The organism is Leucobacter weissii (assembly GCF_017565745.1).
Lineage (GTDB): Bacteria > Actinomycetota > Actinomycetes > Actinomycetales > Microbacteriaceae > Leucobacter > Leucobacter weissii.
In genome coordinates this window covers 104514-121702 of the sequence record NZ_JAGDYM010000004.1, presented here as the reverse complement: position 1 = coordinate 121702, position 17189 = coordinate 104514, and the positions used below count along the sequence as shown (strand labels likewise).

The following is a 17189-nucleotide window of genomic DNA, read 5'->3' as shown; positions in this document are numbered from 1 at the left end:
TTCCAAACTGCCGGGAATTCCGCCGCTTCGGAAGCCCGAATCCCCTCCCTCCCTCCATACTGGATATAGATCACCGGCGCGCATATGGCAGTATTGCTGCAGACGGTATGAGAAGAGGGTGAGATGCTGGATCCGCGACAGCTCAAGGCGCTGCAGGCCGTTGCGGCCGAGGGATCCGTCGCGCGCGCGGCGAAGCGGCTCGGATGGAGCCAGCCCACGGTCGACTACCATCTGAGAGCCCTCGACGCCCTGGTGGGCCATCCGCTCACGGAGCGCAGCGCACGTGGGAGCACGCTCACCGCGGCGGGAGGGCTGATGCTCGAGCGCGGCTCGGAGATCCTGGCCCTCTCGGAGCGCGCCCTGGCAGATGTGCGCGAGTTCGCCAAGGTCGGGCGGACGCGGCTGCGCTTCGGCTCCTTCCCCACGGCCGCCGCGCGTCTCCTGCCCAGCATCGTCAAGCGGCTCGGCGAGGTCGGCATCGAGCTCGACGCCGTGCTCGAGGAGATCGCTCCCCTGGTCGCGCGGGTCAATCAGCACACCCTCGACGCGGCGCTGGTCTATACCGCACCGGGCTATCCGCTGCCCTTCCGCACGGGCGTGCACACCACGCACCTGCTCACCGATCCGCTGCTGCTCGCGCTGCCGGCCGATCACGGCTCGGCCGGACGCGAGCGCTTCACCCTCGAAGCCCTGCTCGATCTCGACGACTCCCCCTGGGTGTACGGCGCCACCCCCGGCGACACGCTCGACGAGGTGATCACCGACGCCTTCGCCGACGCCGGCCGCCGCTTCGAGGTGGCGATCCGCACCGACGACTACTCGGTCGCGCTCGGCATGGTCGCCGCGGGCATGGGGGTCGGCATGGTGCCGCAGCTCGCCGCCGAGCACATCCCTCCGGGCACGGTGCTGCGGCCGATCGACGACCCGAGATTCGCGCGCGAGATCCTGCTGGCGGCGACGGGCCCGCACCCCTCCCCCGCCGTGCGGCAGCTCGCCGAGGCGGTGCGCCGGACCATCGCGGCGCTCAGCTGACCGGCCGCGAACACCCCCTGCCCGAGTCGCTCACCTCCGTCAGGTGCTGAGTCGTGCAGGGTACCGCCTCGGCGAGCTGCCGGCGGCCTGCTGCACGGCTGCTGTACTCAGCACCTGAGGAGCCGGCGGGGGCGGCTCACACGCGGTTCAGACCCGCCGGGACTCCGGCTGCTCCGTCACGAAGAACGCGATCACCGCTCCGATCGTCGCGGCGACGCCGCCGAGCAGGAACGCCGCCCTGGTGCCCGCCGCGAGCGCGTGCGGATCGACCGCGTCCGGGGATCCGGCCGCCTGGTTCGACACGAGGGTCATGACGGTGACGAACAGCGCCGTCCCCGCGGCGCCGGCGACCTGCTGCACCGTGCTGATCGTGGCACTGCCGTAGGAGGCCAGCCGCGACGGGAGCGACCCCAGCGAGACGGAGAACAGCGGGGTGAACATCCCCGCGAGTCCCAGGCTGAGCAGCAGGTGCGAGACCAGCACCTGCCAGATCGAGCTCGTGTCGCTGAGCAGCCCGAAGCTCCAGAGCGCCGCGGCCGCGACGATGCTGCCCGGGACCAGCACGGAACGAGCACCGCGGACGTCGACCATACGGCCGACGAACGGTCCGAGCAGCCCCATCAGCAGCCCGCCCGGCAGCAGGACGAGGCCCGCCTCGAGCGTCTCGTAGCCCAGCACCTGCTGCACGTAGATCGGGAGCAGGATCAGACTGCCGAAGAGCGCCATCATGCTGAACGCGAAAAGCACCACCGAGAGCGCGAAGGGTCGCGTGAGGAAGGTGCGCAGGTCGAGCAGCGCCCGGTCGCTCCGCTGGAGGATCAGCTGGCGCCAGACGAACACCGCGAGCGCGGCCAGCCCCAGCAGGATCGGGATCGCCGGCGGCAGCGTCTCGACGCCGTTGGCCTGCTCGCCGATCGAGCTGAGGCCGTAGACGAGCCCGCCGAAGCCGAGTGCGGCGAGCAGCACCGAGAGGACGTCGATGCGGATCCTGGTCTGCTGGCCGACGTTCGGCAACCGGAGCAGCCCGAGCAGCAGCGAGAGCGCCGCGATCGGGAGGACGACGAGGAACAGCCAGCGCCAGCTCAGCCACTGCAGGATGAGCCCCGAGATCGTCGGGCCGATCGCCGGGGCGACGGACATGACGATGGCGATCCGCCCCATCAGCCGCCCGCGCTGCCGCTCGGGGACGAGCGTCGTGACGGTGGTCATGAGCAGCGGCATCATGATCGCCGTGCCGCCCGCCTGGACCACGCGGCCGACGAGCAGCAGCCCGAAGCCGGGCGCGACCGCCGAGAGCAGGGTGCCCAGCGTGAACAGGGTCATCGCGGTCAGGAAGAGCGCGCGGGTGGTGAAGCGCCGGATGAGCAGTCCCGTGATCGGGATCACCACGCTCATCGTCAGCAGGAAGGCCGTGGTCAGCCATTGGCCGGCGGCGGCGGAGATCTCGAGATCCTCCATGAGTCGCGGCAGCGCCACGCCCATGATGGTCTCGTTCAGCATCACGACGAAGGCGCTGCCGAGGAGCAGCCAGATCGCGAGCTGCTCGCGGGGACCGAACTCCCGCTCGGTTTCTGAAGGGGGCGGGGTCGCAGGCATAAGGCTGTTCAGACTACACCCGCTCAGTGACGTCAGGATGACGGATCCGGCGGTGTTCGCCGAGAGCGTTTGCCGACGCTCAGGAGAACGGGTCGCGCAGGCGCGAGAGGAACTCCCGGGTCTCCTCGCGCTCGGGCGCGTCGAAGATCTGGGCGGGCGGGCCGGACTCGACGATCCGCCCGTCCTTGAGGTAGACGACCCGGTCGGCGACGCGCCGGGCGAAGCTCATCTCATGGGTCGCCATCAGGATCGTGGAGCCCTGCGTCTTGAGCTCGCGCACGAGATCGAGCACTTCCCCGACGAGCTGCGGATCGAGCGCACTCGTGATCTCGTCGAGCAGGAGGAGGTCCGGGTCGGTGGCGATGGCGCGGGCGATGGCGACGCGCTGCTGCTGCCCGCCCGAGAGCCGATCCGGGTACTCCCGGGCCTTCTCCGCGAGCCCGATCCGCTCGAGCAGTTCCAGGCCGGTGCGCTCGGCCTCGGCGCGGCCGGCGCGGTGCACCTTGCGCGCGGCGAGGGTGACGTTGTCGAGCACGCGCAGGTGCGGGAAGAGGTTGTAGTGCTGGAACACGACCCCGATCCGGCCGCGCACGCGATCCGCGTCGATGCGCGGATCGGTTATGTCCTCGGCGGCCTCGCCCGGCGCGTCCGCGCGGCCCAGGAGGATCCGGCCGTCGTCGACCTGCTCGAGCAGGTTCACCGTCTTCAGCAGCGTGGACTTGCCGCTGCCGGACGCGCCGATCAGCACGACCACCTCGTGCCGTCCCACCTCGAGGTCGATGCCGTCGAGCACGGTGTGCTCGCCGAAGCGCTTGACCACGCCGAGGATGCGCAGCAGCGGCGCGGCCGCCTCCGGCTCGCTCATACGGTGCCCCCGATCTGCTCGCGCTGCTGCGCCCGCGCCGTGACCCAGTCGGTGATCCGGATGAAGGGCCAGGCGAGCGCGACGAAGAGCAGCCCGGCGAGCACGTAGGGGGTGAAGTTGTAGCTGTTGGCCACCTCGATCTGCGCCGCGCGCACGGCGTCGACCGCGCCCAGCACCGAGATGAGGCCCACGTCCTTCTGCATCGAGACGAAGTCGTTCATCAGCGCGGGGGTCACCTTGCGCACGGCCTGCGGCATGACGATGAGCCGCAGGGTCTTGGAGTGGGTGAGCCCGAGCGAGCGCGCCGCGAGGCGCTGCGAGGGATGCACGGCCTCGATGCCCGCGCGCAGCACCTCGGACACGTAGGCCGAGTAGGTGAGGATCAGCGCGATGGTGCCCCAGAACTGCGCCGGCATGCGCTCCGTGAGCTCGAGCCCCGGCACGCCGAAGCCGATGATGTAGAGCACGAGCAGCAGCGGAACTCCGCGGAACAGGTCGGTGTAGCCCGCGGCGAAGAGGCGGATCGGGGTGAACACCGCGCCCCGCAGGGTGCGCGCGATGGCGAGCAGCGTGCCGAACACGGCGACGCCGAGCGCCGCGAAGACCAGCACTCGGATGTTGAGCCAGAGACCCTCGATCACGCGCGGGAACGCCGCGACGGCCACGTCGAGATCGAAGAAGGTGCTGCTCACCCGCTCCCAGCCGGGGCTGCCCACGAGCACGAGCACGAGCACCCCGGCGAAGACCAGGGTGCTCAGAATGCTGACCAGCACGGATCGCCGGCTGCGGGCGCGCCGGAAGGCGCGTCGTTCCAGCTCGACGGAGCTGGGCTGGAACGGACGCGCCTCCGGCCGCGGGGTGGGGGTCAACAGCTCAGCTGAGGAACGGCGCGCCCTGGTCGGCGAGCCAGGTCTGCTCGAGCTGCTCGAGCGTGCCGTCGGCGCGCAGGGCGTCGACCGCCGCGCTCACGTCGGCGGTGAGGGCCGAGTCCTTCGGCAGGACGAAGGCGAACTCGTCGCCCGCGGCGGCGTCGAGCTGGCCGACGATCACGCCGTCGCCCTCGAGCTGGGCGTCGCGCACGTAGAAGGCCGTGGGCAGGTCGACCACGAGCGCGTCGATCTGGCCGTTCTGCAGGGCGGTCACGGCGTCGGCGTTGTCGTTGAAGACCTGCACATCGGTGTCGGGGGCGATCACGTCCTCCGCGGCCTTGAGCGAGGTCGTTCCGCTCATCACGCCCAGGGTGGCGGACTTGAGATCGGCGATGCCGGCGGCCTCGGCGGCCTCGGTGCCGGTCGCGGCGACGACGGCCTGGGTGGTCTCGTAGTAGGGCGAGGAGAAGTCGACGACCTCGGCCCGCTCCTCGGTCACCGAGAACTGCTGCAGGTTGAGGTCGAAGTCCTTGGGACCGGGGGCGATCGCGGCGTCGAAGGTGGTGCGCACCCACTCCACGTCCTCGTCCGCGAAGCCGAGCTGCTCCGCCACCGCGTAGGCGACCGCCGCCTCGAAGCCCTCGCCGCTGGCGGGGTCGTCGCCGACCACCCACGGCTCGAAGGCGGGCTCGCCGGTGGCGATGGTCAGCTTGCCCTCGGTGAGCGTGCTGAGGCCGGTCTCCGGCGCGGGTTCGGCCGTGTTCTCGGTCTCGCCGCCCCCGCTCGTGCACGCGGTGAGGGCGAGGATCGCGGCAGCGCCCAGCGCGAGAGCGGCGGAGAGTCGGGTCTTCTTGAGCACAGTGGTGGGTCCTCTCGGGGTTCCTGAGCCGGATCGGCGGACAACCAAACCAGCATAGGCCAGCGTTCCCGGATCCGGAGAACCCGGTCGTCACAGACGGTCATCTTCCACGCGGAGGCCGCTGCGTATCGGCGGCGAGTCCCGGGGCTGACGAGAGGCATCCTCCGCGACGAAAGCGGCGCTCCGCTCCTGCAAGGAGAGATGCCCCTCGTCGCGGAGCACCATTCTCGTGGCGGAAGCGCGGCGAGCAGAGGGACGGAAGCGCGGGGAGCAGGGGAGCGCGCGGTCGACGACCGCGCGTCACGTCAACGGCCGGTAGCCCGACTCGGTCTCGCTCAGCAGCTCGACGTCGGCCGGGGCGGGCCACGCCTCCAGCTCGCCGACGTCGCGCCCCGCGTCGTCCCAGTCGTCCCGCTCCTCCGGCGTCCAGTCGGCTCCCTCATCGATGTGGATGCTCTCCAGGCGCCCCTCGTCGACGAAGATGCGGATGTCGAAGGTGCGGCTGTCGAGCGCGCGGAAGCGCCCGATGACGGGGAACACACCGTTCCCAGGCACCGCCCGCGGCAGATCCGTCGGAGTGTCGAACTGCGCGAAGGAGATCTCGATCGCACCATCGTCGAAGCTGATCGCCCTCGCCGCGGCCAACTGCTCCCGCAGCCGTGGCGCACCGTGATCCTCCGTGGCGGAAAGCACGTGCAGCGCCAGATCCCGGAGCTCCCCCGGCAGCTCGACCAGAGCCCGCGCGGGCTCCTCGAACGCATACTCGGTATCGATGCTGACACGGTCGAGCCGACGAGCGGCCCACCACGCGGCAATCGACAGTGCCGCCTCGCCAGCCGCCAGCCAGAGACGCGGACGCCGCGCGCCGGCGCGGACCAGCCCGTCGTGCAGCCGGGCGTCGAGGGCCTCGCCCGCCTCGGCGATCCCGAGCGCCGCACCGGCCGCACCGGTGGCGACCGCAGCGCGCCCGAGCGGCCCGAGCGGATCGGCCGGGCCGAGCGAACCGAACGAGGCGGCGGGATCAACCGGGCCGAGCAGGGGGACCGGGCCGGCCGAATCGACAGTCTCGTCGCTCTTAGGCCGCAGGCTCGCCCACACCATCCAGGCGGTCATCGCGGCGATCCCGACCCGATAGACCAGGCGACGCCCCGTGGTCAGCCTCCGCGGCTCGACCAACGCCAGCCCCGCCACGAGCGCCGTCGAAACAACCCCGTGCGGCACGCTGCTCGGATCGTTCACACGACGCAGGACACCACGGATTCCCATGGGAGCCAGCCTATCGGCCGCCGCTCACCGAGTCCCGTCCGAGCGGCCGTGCCCATAGCGCTCCTGAGGCAGTGGCCTCAGCGCGGATCGCGGTCGAACGCCATGCGTTCTCCCCTGAAGCGCTCCTGAGGCAGTGGCCTCAGCGCGGATCGCGGTCGAACGCCATGCGTTCTCCCCTGAAGCGCTCCTGAGGCAGTGGCCTCAGCGCGGATCGCGGTCGAACGCGATGCGTTCTCCCCTGAAGCGCTCCGCGCCCGCGACCAGCGTGCGGGCGCAACGACCGGCCCCGGCCTCGACGAGCTCCGCGAGCACCGCGTCGCGATCCCGCCCCCGCACGTCGAAGAAGGCGAGATCGGCGTACGCGCCGACGACGAGCTGGCCGATCCGCTGCTTGCCGACGTGCAGCCCCATCGCCGTCGCCCCGCCGAGCGTCGCTGCCGAAAAGAGGCGCTGATGCAGATCCGCCTCGGCGTAGCCCTGCTGACGTGCCACCCGGTAGAGCGCCCCCACATCGGCCAGCGGGTCGAGCGACGGGGACGAGGCCAGCGAATCGGTGCCCACCGCGATGGGGTTGCCCTCGCGCAGGTAGTCGGCGACGGGCGGCAGGTCGAGGCCGATGATCTCGTTCGAGCGCGGGCAGAGCGCGACGCTGCTGCCGCGCGCCCGCAGCAGCGCGCGGTCGGCGGCGTTCGCGTAGACGCCGTGCGCGATATGGCAGTCGGGGCCGAGCACGCCGAGGTGGTCCACGAACTGGGTCGAGGAGACGCCGATGCCTCGGGATCGCAGCGCCCGGAAGCTGTCGGCGCCCAGCTCGGGCCAGGTCTCGTGCGCGTCGCCGCCCGACGAGCCGCGGCCCTGGATCCCGCCGCGCTCGCGCTCCATGTGCGCCTCGGCGAGATGGATGTGCAGGCGCAGCCCCTCCTCGCGCACGAGGTCCGGTATCTCGAGCAGCGGCTGCACCTCCAGCGAGTAGGGCGCGTGCGGCGAGACCCCTCCGCCCGGCGGCGCGGGGATCTCGCGGAGCTGGCGGCGCACGCTCTCCCGGATCTCCGGCGTCCAGTCGGCGTTGCTCTTGCCGTAGACCTCCCAGTAGGCGATGCCGTGCAGCGCGGCGTCGTGCAGCGCGGAGAGCGCGGCGCGGTCGGTGACGACGTCGGCGAGCGCCGTCACGCCGGCGGCGACCGACAGCGCAGCTCCCTCGGCCGCCGCCGCAGCCCAGTCGTGTCCGGGGCGCTCGTAGGCGTCGTCGAAGGCGCGTCCCCAGTCGTCGAAGCCCTCGTAATGGCGCGCGGCGACGTCGCTCATCCGTGTGTACTGGAGATGGGTATGCGCGTTGACCAGCCCCGGGGTGATCACGCCGTCCCAGCGCTCCTCGCGGATCGGCTCGCCGCGCTGCGCGAGCGCCTCGAGCACCCAGCGCCGGTCCCCGACGTGCAGGATCCGCCCGCCGCGCACGGCGACGGCGCCGTCGCGGATCCGCGGGCTGCTCACCGGGAAGACGTGCTCGGCGCTGTAGACGGTGATGCTCACCCCGCGAGTCTACTGTCGCGCCCGTCTCCCCTTTTCGCCGTCGCTCGGGGCAGAGCTGCGGGATCGACCGGGTGTTCCGGGCCGCGTGCTTCCCTCCGGGCGTGGACCCCTTGCCGCGGGCGACGCGAGAGGATCAGGTTCGGGCCCGGTAGCGGTGCGCCCGCCAGGCCTGCGCGGCATCGCCGGGGCGCGGAGCGGACGCCGCCCCGGCGTGCGCCGACCCGCCGCGCGCGGCCAGCGCGGCACGCGCGACCCGCTGCTCGTCCTCCGCGCCGAGGCGATGCACGCCGGGCTCGAGCCCGCCAGCCGACAGCCGCCCGAGGGCGGCCAGCTGGGTCGCGAAGGAGAGATCCATGACCTCGACGGGGTTGCCCTCGGCGGCGGTGTAGTTGACGCCGCCGCCGTCCGCGAGCACGATGACGCCGAGCGCGACGCCGGCGGAGGCATCGACCGCGGGCGGCCGCCACTCCCCCGCCGACCCGGTGACGGCCCCGCGCCGCCACCCCAGCGCCCGCAGCGCGTCGAGCGCGAGCTCGTCGTCCACGCCGCCGGCGACCGCGACCACGGTGCCCGGCCGCAGCAGCCCGAACCCCGCCGCGTCGAGCGTGTGCCGGATCCCGGTGGCGCTCACGACCACGTCGGCGAGCGGCAGCACCGACGTGGGCTCTCCGACCTCGAAGCCGTCGTGCAGCGCCGCGAGCGCCCGCACGGCGTCGCGCTCGACCACCGTCACCCGGGCGCCGAGCGCGGCCGCGAAGCGGGCGACGCCCTCGCCCACCGGACCGTAGCCGAGCACCGTCCAACAGCGCCCCGCAACGCCGGGCGCGAGCCCCCGCTCGGCGAGCGCCGGGTGATCCACGGCGTCAGCGATCGCGAACACGCAGGACTGCCCGGTGCCGATCCGGTTGTCGAAGAGCGTCTTGGTGCGGGCGTCGTTCGCGGCGAGCACCGGGATCCGCAGCGCTCCCTCGGCCTGCATCTCGCGGAGGGGGCGCACGCCGCTCGTGGTCTCCTCGCTCGCGCCGCGCAGTCGGACGAGCGCGTCGGGTCGTTCGGTGTGGGCGAGTCGGATCAGATGCGCCCCGTCATCGACGAGCAGCTCGGGCCCCCAGTCGAGCACGGCGGCGGCGTGCCGGGCGTCCGCCACGGCGGCGGCGTCCGGATCCGTCTCCGAGCCGGCCACCGGACCTGAGGCGGGCGCGAACACCGTCAGACCCTCGCGCAGCAGCTCGCGCACGACGGCCGGGTCGGTCTCCGACGCGGCCCCGAACACCGCGACCTCAGCCCCCGCTCCGCGCAGCGCGAGGGCGAGCGCCGCGGTCTTCGGCTCGATGACGAGGCTCACGGCGACCCGCGCGCCGGCGAGCGCGCCCGAGCTCCGCAGCTCGTCCGCCAGCGCGGCGGTCGCCGGCATGCGGGCGCGCGCCCAGGCGATCCGCCCGGCGGCCGATCCGTCTCGGATCTCCGGCGGTCCGACCCGCTCATCGCCGATGACGATATCCGCCTCGCCCCCGGAGGCGGGGTCGCCGCCCGCACCGATCGGCCCGGCGGGTTCGCGCTCGAGCCTCGCCCCCATCCGCCGCAGGGCCGACCGCAGCGGCTCGGCCACCTCAGGATCGCTCACCCGGACCGCCACCCGCGCACCCGCGATCAGGCCGTTGCCGGCTCGAGCGGCGCCTCTGATCAAGCGCTCGGCGCGGAGCGGCGGCGGCGCGGAGCCGGGCGCGGGGACGTGTGCGGAATCGGGCGCGGAGCCGGGTGCGGTCATGGTGGCTATGAGCCTACGATATGTGCATGACCGCATCTTCCGAGCCGCTGAACTCCGCTCCCGAGCCGCGGCCGCCCGCGCCGTCTCCGGCCGAACGCCTGGACCGCCTGCCGTTCACGCGCAAGCACGGCCGCGTCCTCACCGGCTCGGGGATCGGCTGGGCGCTCGACGCCATGGATGTCGGCCTGATCTCCTTCATCATCGCCGCGCTGGTGGAGCACTGGGGGATCACGAAGGGCGAGAGCGGGCTCATCGTCTCGGTGGGCTTCGCCGGCATGGCGATCGGGGCGAGCCTCGGCGGCCTGCTCGCCGACCGGATCGGACGCCGTCAGGTGTTCGCCCTGACGCTCCTGATCTACGGCGTCGCGACCGGCGCGAGCGCGCTCGTGGGCGGGGTGGGGCTGCTGCTGCTGCTGCGCTTCATCGTCGGGCTCGGACTCGGCGCCGAGCTGCCGGTGGCCTCCACCTACGTCAGCGAATTCGCGCCGGCGCGCATCCGGGGTCGGCTCATCGTGATCCTCGAGGCGTTCTGGGCGGTCGGCTGGACGGCCTCGGCGGTCATCGGCTACTTCCTGGTCCCGGCCTCGCCCGACGGCTGGCGCTGGGCGTTCGTGCTCGGCGCGATCCCGGCGGCCTACGCCCTGATCGTCCGCTGGGGCCTGCCCGAGTCCCCCCGCTGGCTGATCGGCCGGGGACGCGCGGACGAGGCGGAGCGGATCATCGCGGACTTCGAGAGGTCCGCCGGGATCCAGGCACCCGTGGAGCCCAGCCGCGCCGCGGCGGCCTCCGCCGTCGCGGCGGCCGCGCCGCTGGCGCGCAGTTCGGGCGCGCGCGTCGCCTCGCTGTGGTCACGCGAGTTCCGCGTGCGCACGGCGTCGGCCTGGCTGATCTGGTTCTGCGTGAACTTCGCCTATTACGGCGCCTTCATCTGGATTCCGAGCATCCTCGTCGACGCCGGCTTCAGCCTCGTCCGCTCCTTCGGCTTCACGCTGATCATCACGCTCGCCCAGCTGCCGGGCTACGCGGTGGCGGCATGGCTCATCGAGAAGTGGGGGCGCCGCTCGACGCTCTCCGTGTTCCTGCTGGGATCGGCGGGTTCCGCCGTCCTCTTCGGCACGGCGCAGAGCGAAGCCGCGATCATCGCCTCCGGGATGGCGCTCTCGTTCTTCAACCTCGGCGCATGGGGCGCCCTCTACGCGGTCACCCCCGAGATCTACCCCACCTCGCTGCGCGCGACCGGCGCGGGCTGGGCCGCCGGCGTCGGCCGCATCGCCTCGATCATCGCGCCGCTGCTGGTGCCGCTGATCCTCGCCGCGGGCGGTGCGGCGCTCGCCTTCACCCTCTTCGCCGTCTTCTTCGTCGTGGCGGCCGCGGCCACGTGGGGTCTGGTGGATCGCGGCGGGACCCCCCTCGACGACCGATGACGATCACCGCTCCATAACGATCTCGCCGCGACCCGGTCTTCTCCAGCAACACCGAGGACCGCGGCTCTAGCGTGTGTCGTATGAAGCTCCGCCGCACCGCGCTCGCCGTCGCCTCCGCTCTGCTCGTCGCCTCCCTTGCCGCCTGCTCCTCGGACGGGGGCGCGACGGATGCCGGCACTTCCGTCGCGCCCGAGCTGGGCGTCGTCGAGGAGCAGGGCTATGCCACCGGGGACGCCGTCGCGGCGAACGACGACCCCTCGGCGGTGTCCGGCCGGTCGGTGGTCTACAGCGGGGACGCCGCGATCCAGGTGGAGCACCCCGCGGACGCGGCCCAGGAGGTGAGGCGGCTCGCGGAGGGCTTCGGCGGCTACGTCGAGTCGGAGACGATCGAGCGCGCCGACGAAGACGGGGCGTCCCGGGCCGAGCTGCAGCTGCGGGTGCCCTCGGAACGTCTCGACGAGGCCTTCGCCGCGCTCGCAGCGATCGGCACGGTGGTGTCGCAGAATCGTTCGGCGAACGACGTCACCGCGGAGCACGTCGACCTCCAGGCCCGGGTCGCCGCGCTCGAGGCCTCGGTCGAGCGGTTGACGGCGCTCATCGCCGACGCGGACAACACCGCCGATCTGATCGAGGCCGAGGCCGCGCTCTCGGAGCGCCAGCAGGAGCTGGACGGGCTCGTCGCGCAGTTGAAGTCGCTCGAGGGGCGCGTGCAGGAGGCGAGCATCCGGGTCTCCCTCGGCAGCGAGGCGGCAGTGCTGCCGGGCGGCCCCGCCAACTTCTGGGAGGGTCTCGTCGCCGGCTGGAACTCGATCGCGACCGCCGGCGCAGGACTCCTGGTGGTGCTCGGCGTGCTCCTGCCATGGCTCGCACTCGGCGGCGTCATCGCTCTCGCCGTGGTGCTCCTCGTTCGGTTCGCCAAGCGCCCGAGGAACCGCGGGGTCGAGGTCGAGGGGAACCCAGAATGACCGGGTACGCCGACGAGAAGGCGGCGCGCGACGACGGACTCGTCATCTCCCACGAGCCCGAGCGCCACCGCTTCGTCATCCTGCGGGAGGGCGCGCTGCTGGGCACGGCCCACTACGCGCTGCACGGGGAGGCGGGCGCCGAGGGCGCGGCGATCGACTTCGACGGCACGGAGGTCGATCCCGCGCTGCGCGGCAGCGGCATCTCCCGCCTGCTCGCACAGCGCGCGCTCACCGACGAGATCGTCGAGGGGAGGCGGATCCTCGCCTCGTGCTGGTTCATGGCGGCGGAGCTGCGTCGGCTGAACTCGGCCTAGCGGGACGATCCTATCCGTCCTCGCCCTTCCGTCCGCCGAGCAGCCTGCGGCGGGACTTGCCCTCGGCCGGACGCTGCTGGGCCTCCTGCCGCTCACGCATCAGCTCGGTGAGGTCGCGCTCGATGAGCAGCTGGATGCGCGAGTCGCGGGCGCGCCGGTACTCGGCCGAGTGCCCGCCGGCATAGTAGGGGTGGCTGGCGCGCTCCTTCAGCGAGTCGCCGATCTCTCCCCAGGCCGCCGCCCGGGCGCGCTCCGCCGTGCGGGTCAGATAGTCCGGGTCGTCGGCTCTGAGACGCAACTCGGCGGCGACGCCCTCGTAGACCTCCTGGCGGTGACGGAGCGTCCGGTTGTCGTCGTTGCCGTATTCCGATTCGGTCCAGGCGCTCCGTCCGGTGCTCCGGATCTCGCCCCGCATCCGGTCGATGTGCTTCGCATCACGCTCGCGCTCCTCCGCGAGCTCCGTGATCGCGCTGCGCACCATCTCGACGATCTGCTGCTCGTCGTAGTCGACCTTGCGCTTGAGCGCGTTCATGATGATGTCGTTCTTGACGGCCATACGCGCCGCGACGTCGGCGACGAGGAGCCCCTGCTCGACGATCTCCTCCACCGGGGCGAGTTCGCGGCGCGGCAGTCTGCGGTGCGCGCGCGGGCGCGATCCACCGAACATGCGTCTCAGACGTTCGAACACGGCGCTCCTCTCCCGGCTCCCTCTCACGATCCCAGCCAGCTACCAGTATCTCCCACCCGGGCCGGCGAACGAGCGAAGGCGGTCCTGCCAGAAGCGCGCCCGGGGGTGTGCCGGCGCCTCAGACCCCCGGATGCGCCTCCTTGCCGCCGAGATCGGCGGCCAGCAGCACCGCGCGCAGCGCAGTCAGCGCGCGCGCGAAGCGGGCGTCGTCGGCGCCGCCGGTGCCGATGACCAGCCCGTACCGCATGGCGCCGGGCGTGCGCTGCTGCCAGTACGCGCTGAGGGGCACCGCGCCGAGCCCCACCGCATCGGAGGCGGCGAGCACCTGCCGCTCGGTCTCAGGCGAGGAGCCGAACTGGACGACCGCGTGCAGCCCCCCGCTCATGGTCCGGACCCGCGCACCCGGCACGCCGAGGAGCTTCTCCACCACGGCCTCGCGCCTGGCCGCGTACCTCCGGCGCATCCGGGCCGTGTGCCGCCGGAGCTCCCCGCTGCCGAGATAGGCCGCGAGCGCGGTCTGCACGACCGCGGGCACCGGACCGCCCAGGTCGCGGCGCACCGGTTCGACCAGGGCGCGCAGCCGCCGGGGCGCGAGCAGGAAGCCCGCCGAGAGCGATTGGGAGACGGTCTTCGAGAACGTCCCCAGGAGCACCACGGATCCCTCGACCGGGTCGTCCAGCGCCGCGAGCGCCGGGAGCGGGCTCCCCGCGTGGCGCAGCTCGGAGTCGTAGTCGTCCTCCACGATGACCGCCCCGCCGCGAACCGCCCACTCCAGCAGTTGACGGCGACGCGCGAGCGGCAGCGAACCGCCGAGCGGATACTGGTGGCTCGGGGTGACGATGACCGCATCGAGCAGACCCTCGGGAAGCGCACCCGTGTCGAGGCCGTCGACATCGACGGGCAGCGCGACGATCTCGGCGCCGTGCCGCGCGGCCACCCGCCGGAGCGACGGATAGCCGGGATCCTCCACGCCGATCACGAGCCGGCGCCCGCCCGTCGTGCCCAGCGCCGTCATCAGCAGGCCGAGCCCCTCGCGCGTGCCGGCGGTCACGATGATGTCCTCCGCGGGCCGGGCCGTGCCGCGCATCCGGCGCATGTGCTCGGCGATCTCGGAGCGCAGAGCGGGATCCCCGAGATCCGGCGCCCGCAGATGCGCTCGCGCCGCCGCCGAGCGCCACGCCGCGCGCCACGCGGGGGTGTCGACCGCGCTGATGTCGGGCAGCCCCGGGGTGAGGGGCCCCGCGGGCCCGCGCGCGGATCCGGCCGCTCCGGCCGCACCCGATGCCGGCCCCGGATCGGGTGCGGCGATCGGCTCCGCCCCCCGACCGCTCGCGGGCCGCGCTCCCCCGACGGGTCCCGCGGAGGCCGTGCGCAGCTCGGGGTGCACCCTCGTGCCGCGCCCGTGGGCCGCGGTGAGATACCCCTCGGCGATCAGCTGCTCGTAGGCCGCGACCACCACGCCGCGGGCGACGCCGAGGCGCCGCGCCTGCTCCCGGCTCGCCGCGACCGGCTCGCCGGGCAGGAGCGCGCCGCCGTCGATCGCGGCGCGGAGCGCGGCGGCCAGCTGCACCGGCAGGGATTCCTCGCCCCGGCGATCCAGCACGACCGGCAACTCGGCCGCCGTGCGGCTGTGCTGATGGGCGCGTTCCTCGGATCGGCGCGGGTCGGCGGTGTTCGGCATCCGACCAGTGTGCCACCGCTTCCCCTCTTGGTCTATTTCATATGATGATTCTTGGCACTTGAAAGAGACCAACTGCGCGGTCCAGAGTGAATGGCATGACTCACGATCACGCTGCTCGCACCCCTGCCGCCTCCCCCGCCCGAGACGCCGACGCGCCCACCTCGACCGGTTCCCCGCTCGTCAAGCGCGGCCTCGCCGACATGCTCAAGGGCGGCGTCATCATGGACGTCGTCACCCCCGAGCAGGCCAGGATCGCCGAGGACGCCGGCGCCGTCGCCGTGATGGCGCTCGAGCGCGTGCCCGCCGACATCCGCGCCCAGGGCGGCGTCGCCCGCATGAGCGACCCCGACCTGATCGACGGCATCAAGGCGGCCGTCTCGATCCCGGTCATGGCGAAGGCGCGGATCGGCCACTTCGTCGAGGCCCAGGTGCTCGAAGCGCTCGAGGTCGACTACATCGACGAGTCCGAGGTGCTCTCCCCCGCCGACTACGTCAACCACATCGACAAGCGGGGCTTCACCGTGCCCTTCGTCTGCGGCGCCACCAACCTGGGCGAGGCGCTGCGGCGGATCGCCGAGGGCGCGGCGATGATCCGCTCCAAGGGCGAGGCGGGCACGGGCGACGTCTCCGAGGCCACCAAGCACATCCGCACCATCCGCGGCGAGATCGCCCGCCTCGGCTCGCTGGGCGACGACGAGCTCTACGTCGCCGCGAAGGAGCTGCAGGCCCCCTACGACCTCGTCGCCGAGGTCGCGCGCACCGGCGCGCTGCCGGTGGTGCTCTTCACCGCGGGCGGCGTGGCGACCCCCGCCGACGCGGCGATGATGATGCAGCTCGGCGCCGACGGCGTATTCGTGGGGTCGGGCATCTTCAAGTCGGGCGAGCCGGCCAAGCGCGCCGCGGCCATCGTGGCCGCGACCGCGCAGTACGACGACCCCGCCGCGATCGCTCGCGCGTCCCGCGGGCTCGGCGAGGCGATGGTCGGCATCAACGTGGCGGATCTGGCGGCTCCCCACCGCCTCGCGGAACGGGGATGGTGAGCGCCCGCCCCCGCACGGCGCCCGCCGCCGTCGGCGTCCTCGCGCTGCAGGGCGGCGTCGCCGAGCACCTCCGCCTGATCGAGGGGCTCGGCGCGCGGGCGGTGCCGGTGCGACGCGAGCGCGATCTGACGGGTCCCGACGGTCCGCGCGTCGACGCGATCGTGCTGCCCGGCGGCGAGTCGAGCACCCAGGATCGGCTGCTGCGCCTGCTCGACCTCGCCGAGCCGCTGCGCGGGGCGGTCGCGGACGGTGTCCCCGCGCTGGGCACCTGCGCCGGCCTGATCCTGCTCGCGCGCGAGGTGCTCGATCCGGCCCCCGGTCAGCGATCCCTCGACCTGCTCGACGTCTCCGTGCGGCGCAACGCCTTCGGAGCGCAGCTCGTCTCCCACGAGGCGGAGTTCGAGGTCGGACCATCTGGGATCGACGGCACCGAGCCGGGCGGGACCGTTCGGGGAGCGCTCATCCGGGCCCCGGAGATCGTGTCCGTCGGCTCCGGCGCGCGCGCGATCGTGCGCCGCGACGGCCGGGTGCTGGGGGCCACCTCGATCGAGGGTGACGCGGACGTCGCGGGGCACGCGTCGCTCGGGCGGGTGACCGGCATCGCCTTCCATCCCGAGCTCTCCGGCGAGCCCGCGATCCACCGCGCCCTGCTGAGCCGGATCCCCCGCTGACCCCCCGCGCACCGTCGTCCGCGCACCAGCACGAAAGGGACCCTCCACCACGGGAGGGACCCTCAGTCGCGGGAGCGGAGCAGCCTTCTCGTCGCGGAGTGTCCCTCTCGCGCCCGGTCGGGCCCGCCGAGCCACGCGCCCCAGGCCGCGTCGACGACGAGAGCAACGGGCGTCGCGCCCGTGACGGTCGTCCGCTACCCTGTACACACCGAAGCCGCGGGGGCGAGAGCCCCGACGAACGGAGCGAACATGATCCGCCTCGGAATGGTCACCCTCGATACCCGCGATCCGCGGCCGATCGCCGCCTGGTGGGCGGAGCGGCTGGGCGGGGAGATCGTCTTCGACGCCGACGGCTGGTTCAGCATCGTCAGCGCTCCCGATTCGGCGGTCAACCTCGGCTTTCAGCGGGTGGGCGATCCGACACCGGGCAAGAATCGGATGCACCTCGACCTCGACCGCTCGGCGGGAGAGGATCGGGAACGGATGGTCGCGGAGTGGGTCGCGGCCGGCGCGGTGCATCTCGGGCAGCGCGGGGACGCCGACTTCGGCTGGGATATCTTCCAGGATCCCGACGGCAACCAGTTCTGCATCGGCGACCCGCACTGAGCTCCGGCGCCGCGC

Annotated in this window: 16 protein-coding genes; 7 read left to right on the top strand and 9 right to left on the bottom strand. The window is 73.0% G+C overall.

The genetic code is table 11. The features are described 5' to 3' along the window. The first annotated feature begins 123 nt into the window (after positions 1-123). The gene (locus tag J4H92_RS02760; RefSeq protein WP_208095666.1) at positions 124-1032 is read left to right on the top strand and encodes a LysR family transcriptional regulator; all 909 of its coding nucleotides are present in this window, start codon (positions 124-126) and stop codon (positions 1030-1032) included. A gap of 147 nt (positions 1033-1179) precedes the next feature. Here J4H92_RS02760 and J4H92_RS02755 read toward each other — a convergent pair whose 3' ends face one another. The 7 genes from J4H92_RS02755 to J4H92_RS02725 all read right to left on the bottom strand — a co-directional run bounded on the left by J4H92_RS02755 (position 1180) and on the right by J4H92_RS02725 (position 9785). Then, a complete protein-coding gene (locus tag J4H92_RS02755) occupies positions 1180-2628 on the bottom strand; it encodes a DHA2 family efflux MFS transporter permease subunit (RefSeq protein ID WP_208095664.1) in 1449 nt (482 codons plus the stop codon). A 79-nt stretch (positions 2629-2707) separates the two neighbouring features. Further along, positions 2708-3493 carry an amino acid ABC transporter ATP-binding protein gene (locus tag J4H92_RS02750; RefSeq protein ID WP_208095662.1) on the bottom strand — a complete coding sequence of 262 codons (786 nt, stop codon included), beginning with the start codon at positions 3491-3493 and terminating at the stop codon, positions 2708-2710. Beyond that, complete coding sequence (locus J4H92_RS02745; RefSeq protein WP_208095661.1) at positions 3490-4362, bottom strand: amino acid ABC transporter permease; 873 nt, start codon at positions 4360-4362, stop codon at positions 3490-3492. The genes J4H92_RS02750 and J4H92_RS02745 overlap by 4 nt, the downstream gene beginning before the upstream one ends. 4 nt (positions 4363-4366) lie before the next feature. Continuing rightward, complete coding sequence (locus J4H92_RS02740; protein WP_208095659.1) at positions 4367-5221, bottom strand: transporter substrate-binding domain-containing protein; 855 nt, start codon at positions 5219-5221, stop codon at positions 4367-4369. Between the two features lie 300 nt (positions 5222-5521). After that, on the bottom strand, positions 5522-6487 hold the full coding sequence (locus J4H92_RS02735; RefSeq protein WP_208095657.1) for a hypothetical protein: 966 nt from the start codon (positions 6485-6487) through the stop codon (positions 5522-5524). 201 nt (positions 6488-6688) lie between these two features. Beyond that, a complete protein-coding gene (locus J4H92_RS02730; RefSeq protein ID WP_208095656.1) occupies positions 6689-8017 on the bottom strand; it encodes an amidohydrolase family protein in 1329 nt (442 codons plus the stop codon). Between the two features lie 133 nt (positions 8018-8150). Further along, entirely contained in the window at positions 8151-9785 is a 1635-nt protein-coding gene (locus J4H92_RS02725) for an adenosylhomocysteinase (RefSeq protein ID WP_208095654.1), read from the bottom strand. A 26-nt stretch (positions 9786-9811) separates the two neighbouring features. On the opposite strand from J4H92_RS02725, the gene J4H92_RS02720 reads away from it, so the two are divergent. From J4H92_RS02720 to J4H92_RS02710, 3 genes are all read left to right on the top strand, one after another. After that, a complete protein-coding gene (locus J4H92_RS02720; RefSeq protein WP_208095652.1) occupies positions 9812-11209 on the top strand; it encodes an MFS transporter in 1398 nt (465 codons plus the stop codon). A gap of 80 nt (positions 11210-11289) precedes the next feature. Further along, complete coding sequence (locus J4H92_RS02715) at positions 11290-12174, top strand: DUF4349 domain-containing protein (RefSeq protein WP_208095650.1); 885 nt, start codon at positions 11290-11292, stop codon at positions 12172-12174. Next, entirely contained in the window at positions 12171-12488 is a 318-nt protein-coding gene (locus J4H92_RS02710; protein WP_208095648.1) for a GNAT family N-acetyltransferase, read from the top strand. The genes J4H92_RS02715 and J4H92_RS02710 overlap by 4 nt, the downstream gene beginning before the upstream one ends. A gap of 10 nt (positions 12489-12498) precedes the next feature. Here the strand turns inward: J4H92_RS02710 and J4H92_RS02705 are convergent, their stop codons facing one another. Both J4H92_RS02705 and pdxR read right to left on the bottom strand, forming a co-directional pair. Beyond that, a complete protein-coding gene (locus tag J4H92_RS02705; RefSeq protein ID WP_341782976.1) occupies positions 12499-13176 on the bottom strand; it encodes an asparagine synthase in 678 nt (225 codons plus the stop codon). A 118-nt stretch (positions 13177-13294) separates the two neighbouring features. Continuing rightward, the gene (gene pdxR / locus J4H92_RS02700; RefSeq protein ID WP_208095647.1) at positions 13295-14857 is read right to left on the bottom strand and encodes a MocR-like pyridoxine biosynthesis transcription factor PdxR; all 1563 of its coding nucleotides are present in this window, start codon (positions 14855-14857) and stop codon (positions 13295-13297) included. A 95-nt stretch (positions 14858-14952) separates the two neighbouring features. Here pdxR and pdxS point away from each other — a divergent pair, with 95 nt between their 5' ends. From pdxS to J4H92_RS02685, 3 genes are all read left to right on the top strand, one after another. Beyond that, a complete protein-coding gene (pdxS, locus tag J4H92_RS02695) occupies positions 14953-15897 on the top strand; it encodes a pyridoxal 5'-phosphate synthase lyase subunit PdxS (protein WP_208095645.1) in 945 nt (314 codons plus the stop codon). Further along, positions 15891-16568 (top strand): pyridoxal 5'-phosphate synthase glutaminase subunit PdxT, encoded by a 678-nt coding sequence (pdxT, locus tag J4H92_RS02690; protein ID WP_208095643.1) that lies wholly within the window; start codon positions 15891-15893, stop codon positions 16566-16568. Before pdxS ends, pdxT begins: the two co-directional genes overlap by 7 nt. A gap of 249 nt (positions 16569-16817) precedes the next feature. After that, positions 16818-17174, top strand: coding sequence for a VOC family protein (locus J4H92_RS02685; protein WP_208095641.1), 357 nt, complete (start codon positions 16818-16820; stop codon positions 17172-17174). The last annotated feature ends 15 nt before the right edge of the window (positions 17175-17189 follow it).

Coding starts and splice junctions, on each gene's coding strand:
- J4H92_RS02760 (WP_208095666.1), top strand. CDS start 124: ATGCTGGATCCGCGACAGCTCAAGGCGCTGCAGGCCGTTGCGGCCGAG.
- J4H92_RS02755 (WP_208095664.1), bottom strand. CDS start 2,628: ATGCCTGCGACCCCGCCCCCTTCAGAAACCGAGCGGGAGTTCGGTCCC.
- J4H92_RS02750 (WP_208095662.1), bottom strand. CDS start 3,493: ATGAGCGAGCCGGAGGCGGCCGCGCCGCTGCTGCGCATCCTCGGCGTG.
- J4H92_RS02735 (WP_208095657.1), bottom strand. CDS start 6,487: ATGGGAATCCGTGGTGTCCTGCGTCGTGTGAACGATCCGAGCAGCGTG.
- J4H92_RS02725 (WP_208095654.1), bottom strand. CDS start 9,785: ATGACCGCACCCGGCTCCGCGCCCGATTCCGCACACGTCCCCGCGCCC.
- J4H92_RS02720 (WP_208095652.1), top strand. CDS start 9,812: ATGACCGCATCTTCCGAGCCGCTGAACTCCGCTCCCGAGCCGCGGCCG.
- J4H92_RS02715 (WP_208095650.1), top strand. CDS start 11,290: ATGAAGCTCCGCCGCACCGCGCTCGCCGTCGCCTCCGCTCTGCTCGTC.
- J4H92_RS02710 (WP_208095648.1), top strand. CDS start 12,171: ATGACCGGGTACGCCGACGAGAAGGCGGCGCGCGACGACGGACTCGTC.
- pdxR (WP_208095647.1), bottom strand. CDS start 14,857: ATGCCGAACACCGCCGACCCGCGCCGATCCGAGGAACGCGCCCATCAG.
- pdxS (WP_208095645.1), top strand. CDS start 14,953: ATGACTCACGATCACGCTGCTCGCACCCCTGCCGCCTCCCCCGCCCGA.
- pdxT (WP_208095643.1), top strand. CDS start 15,891: ATGGTGAGCGCCCGCCCCCGCACGGCGCCCGCCGCCGTCGGCGTCCTC.
- J4H92_RS02685 (WP_208095641.1), top strand. CDS start 16,818: ATGATCCGCCTCGGAATGGTCACCCTCGATACCCGCGATCCGCGGCCG.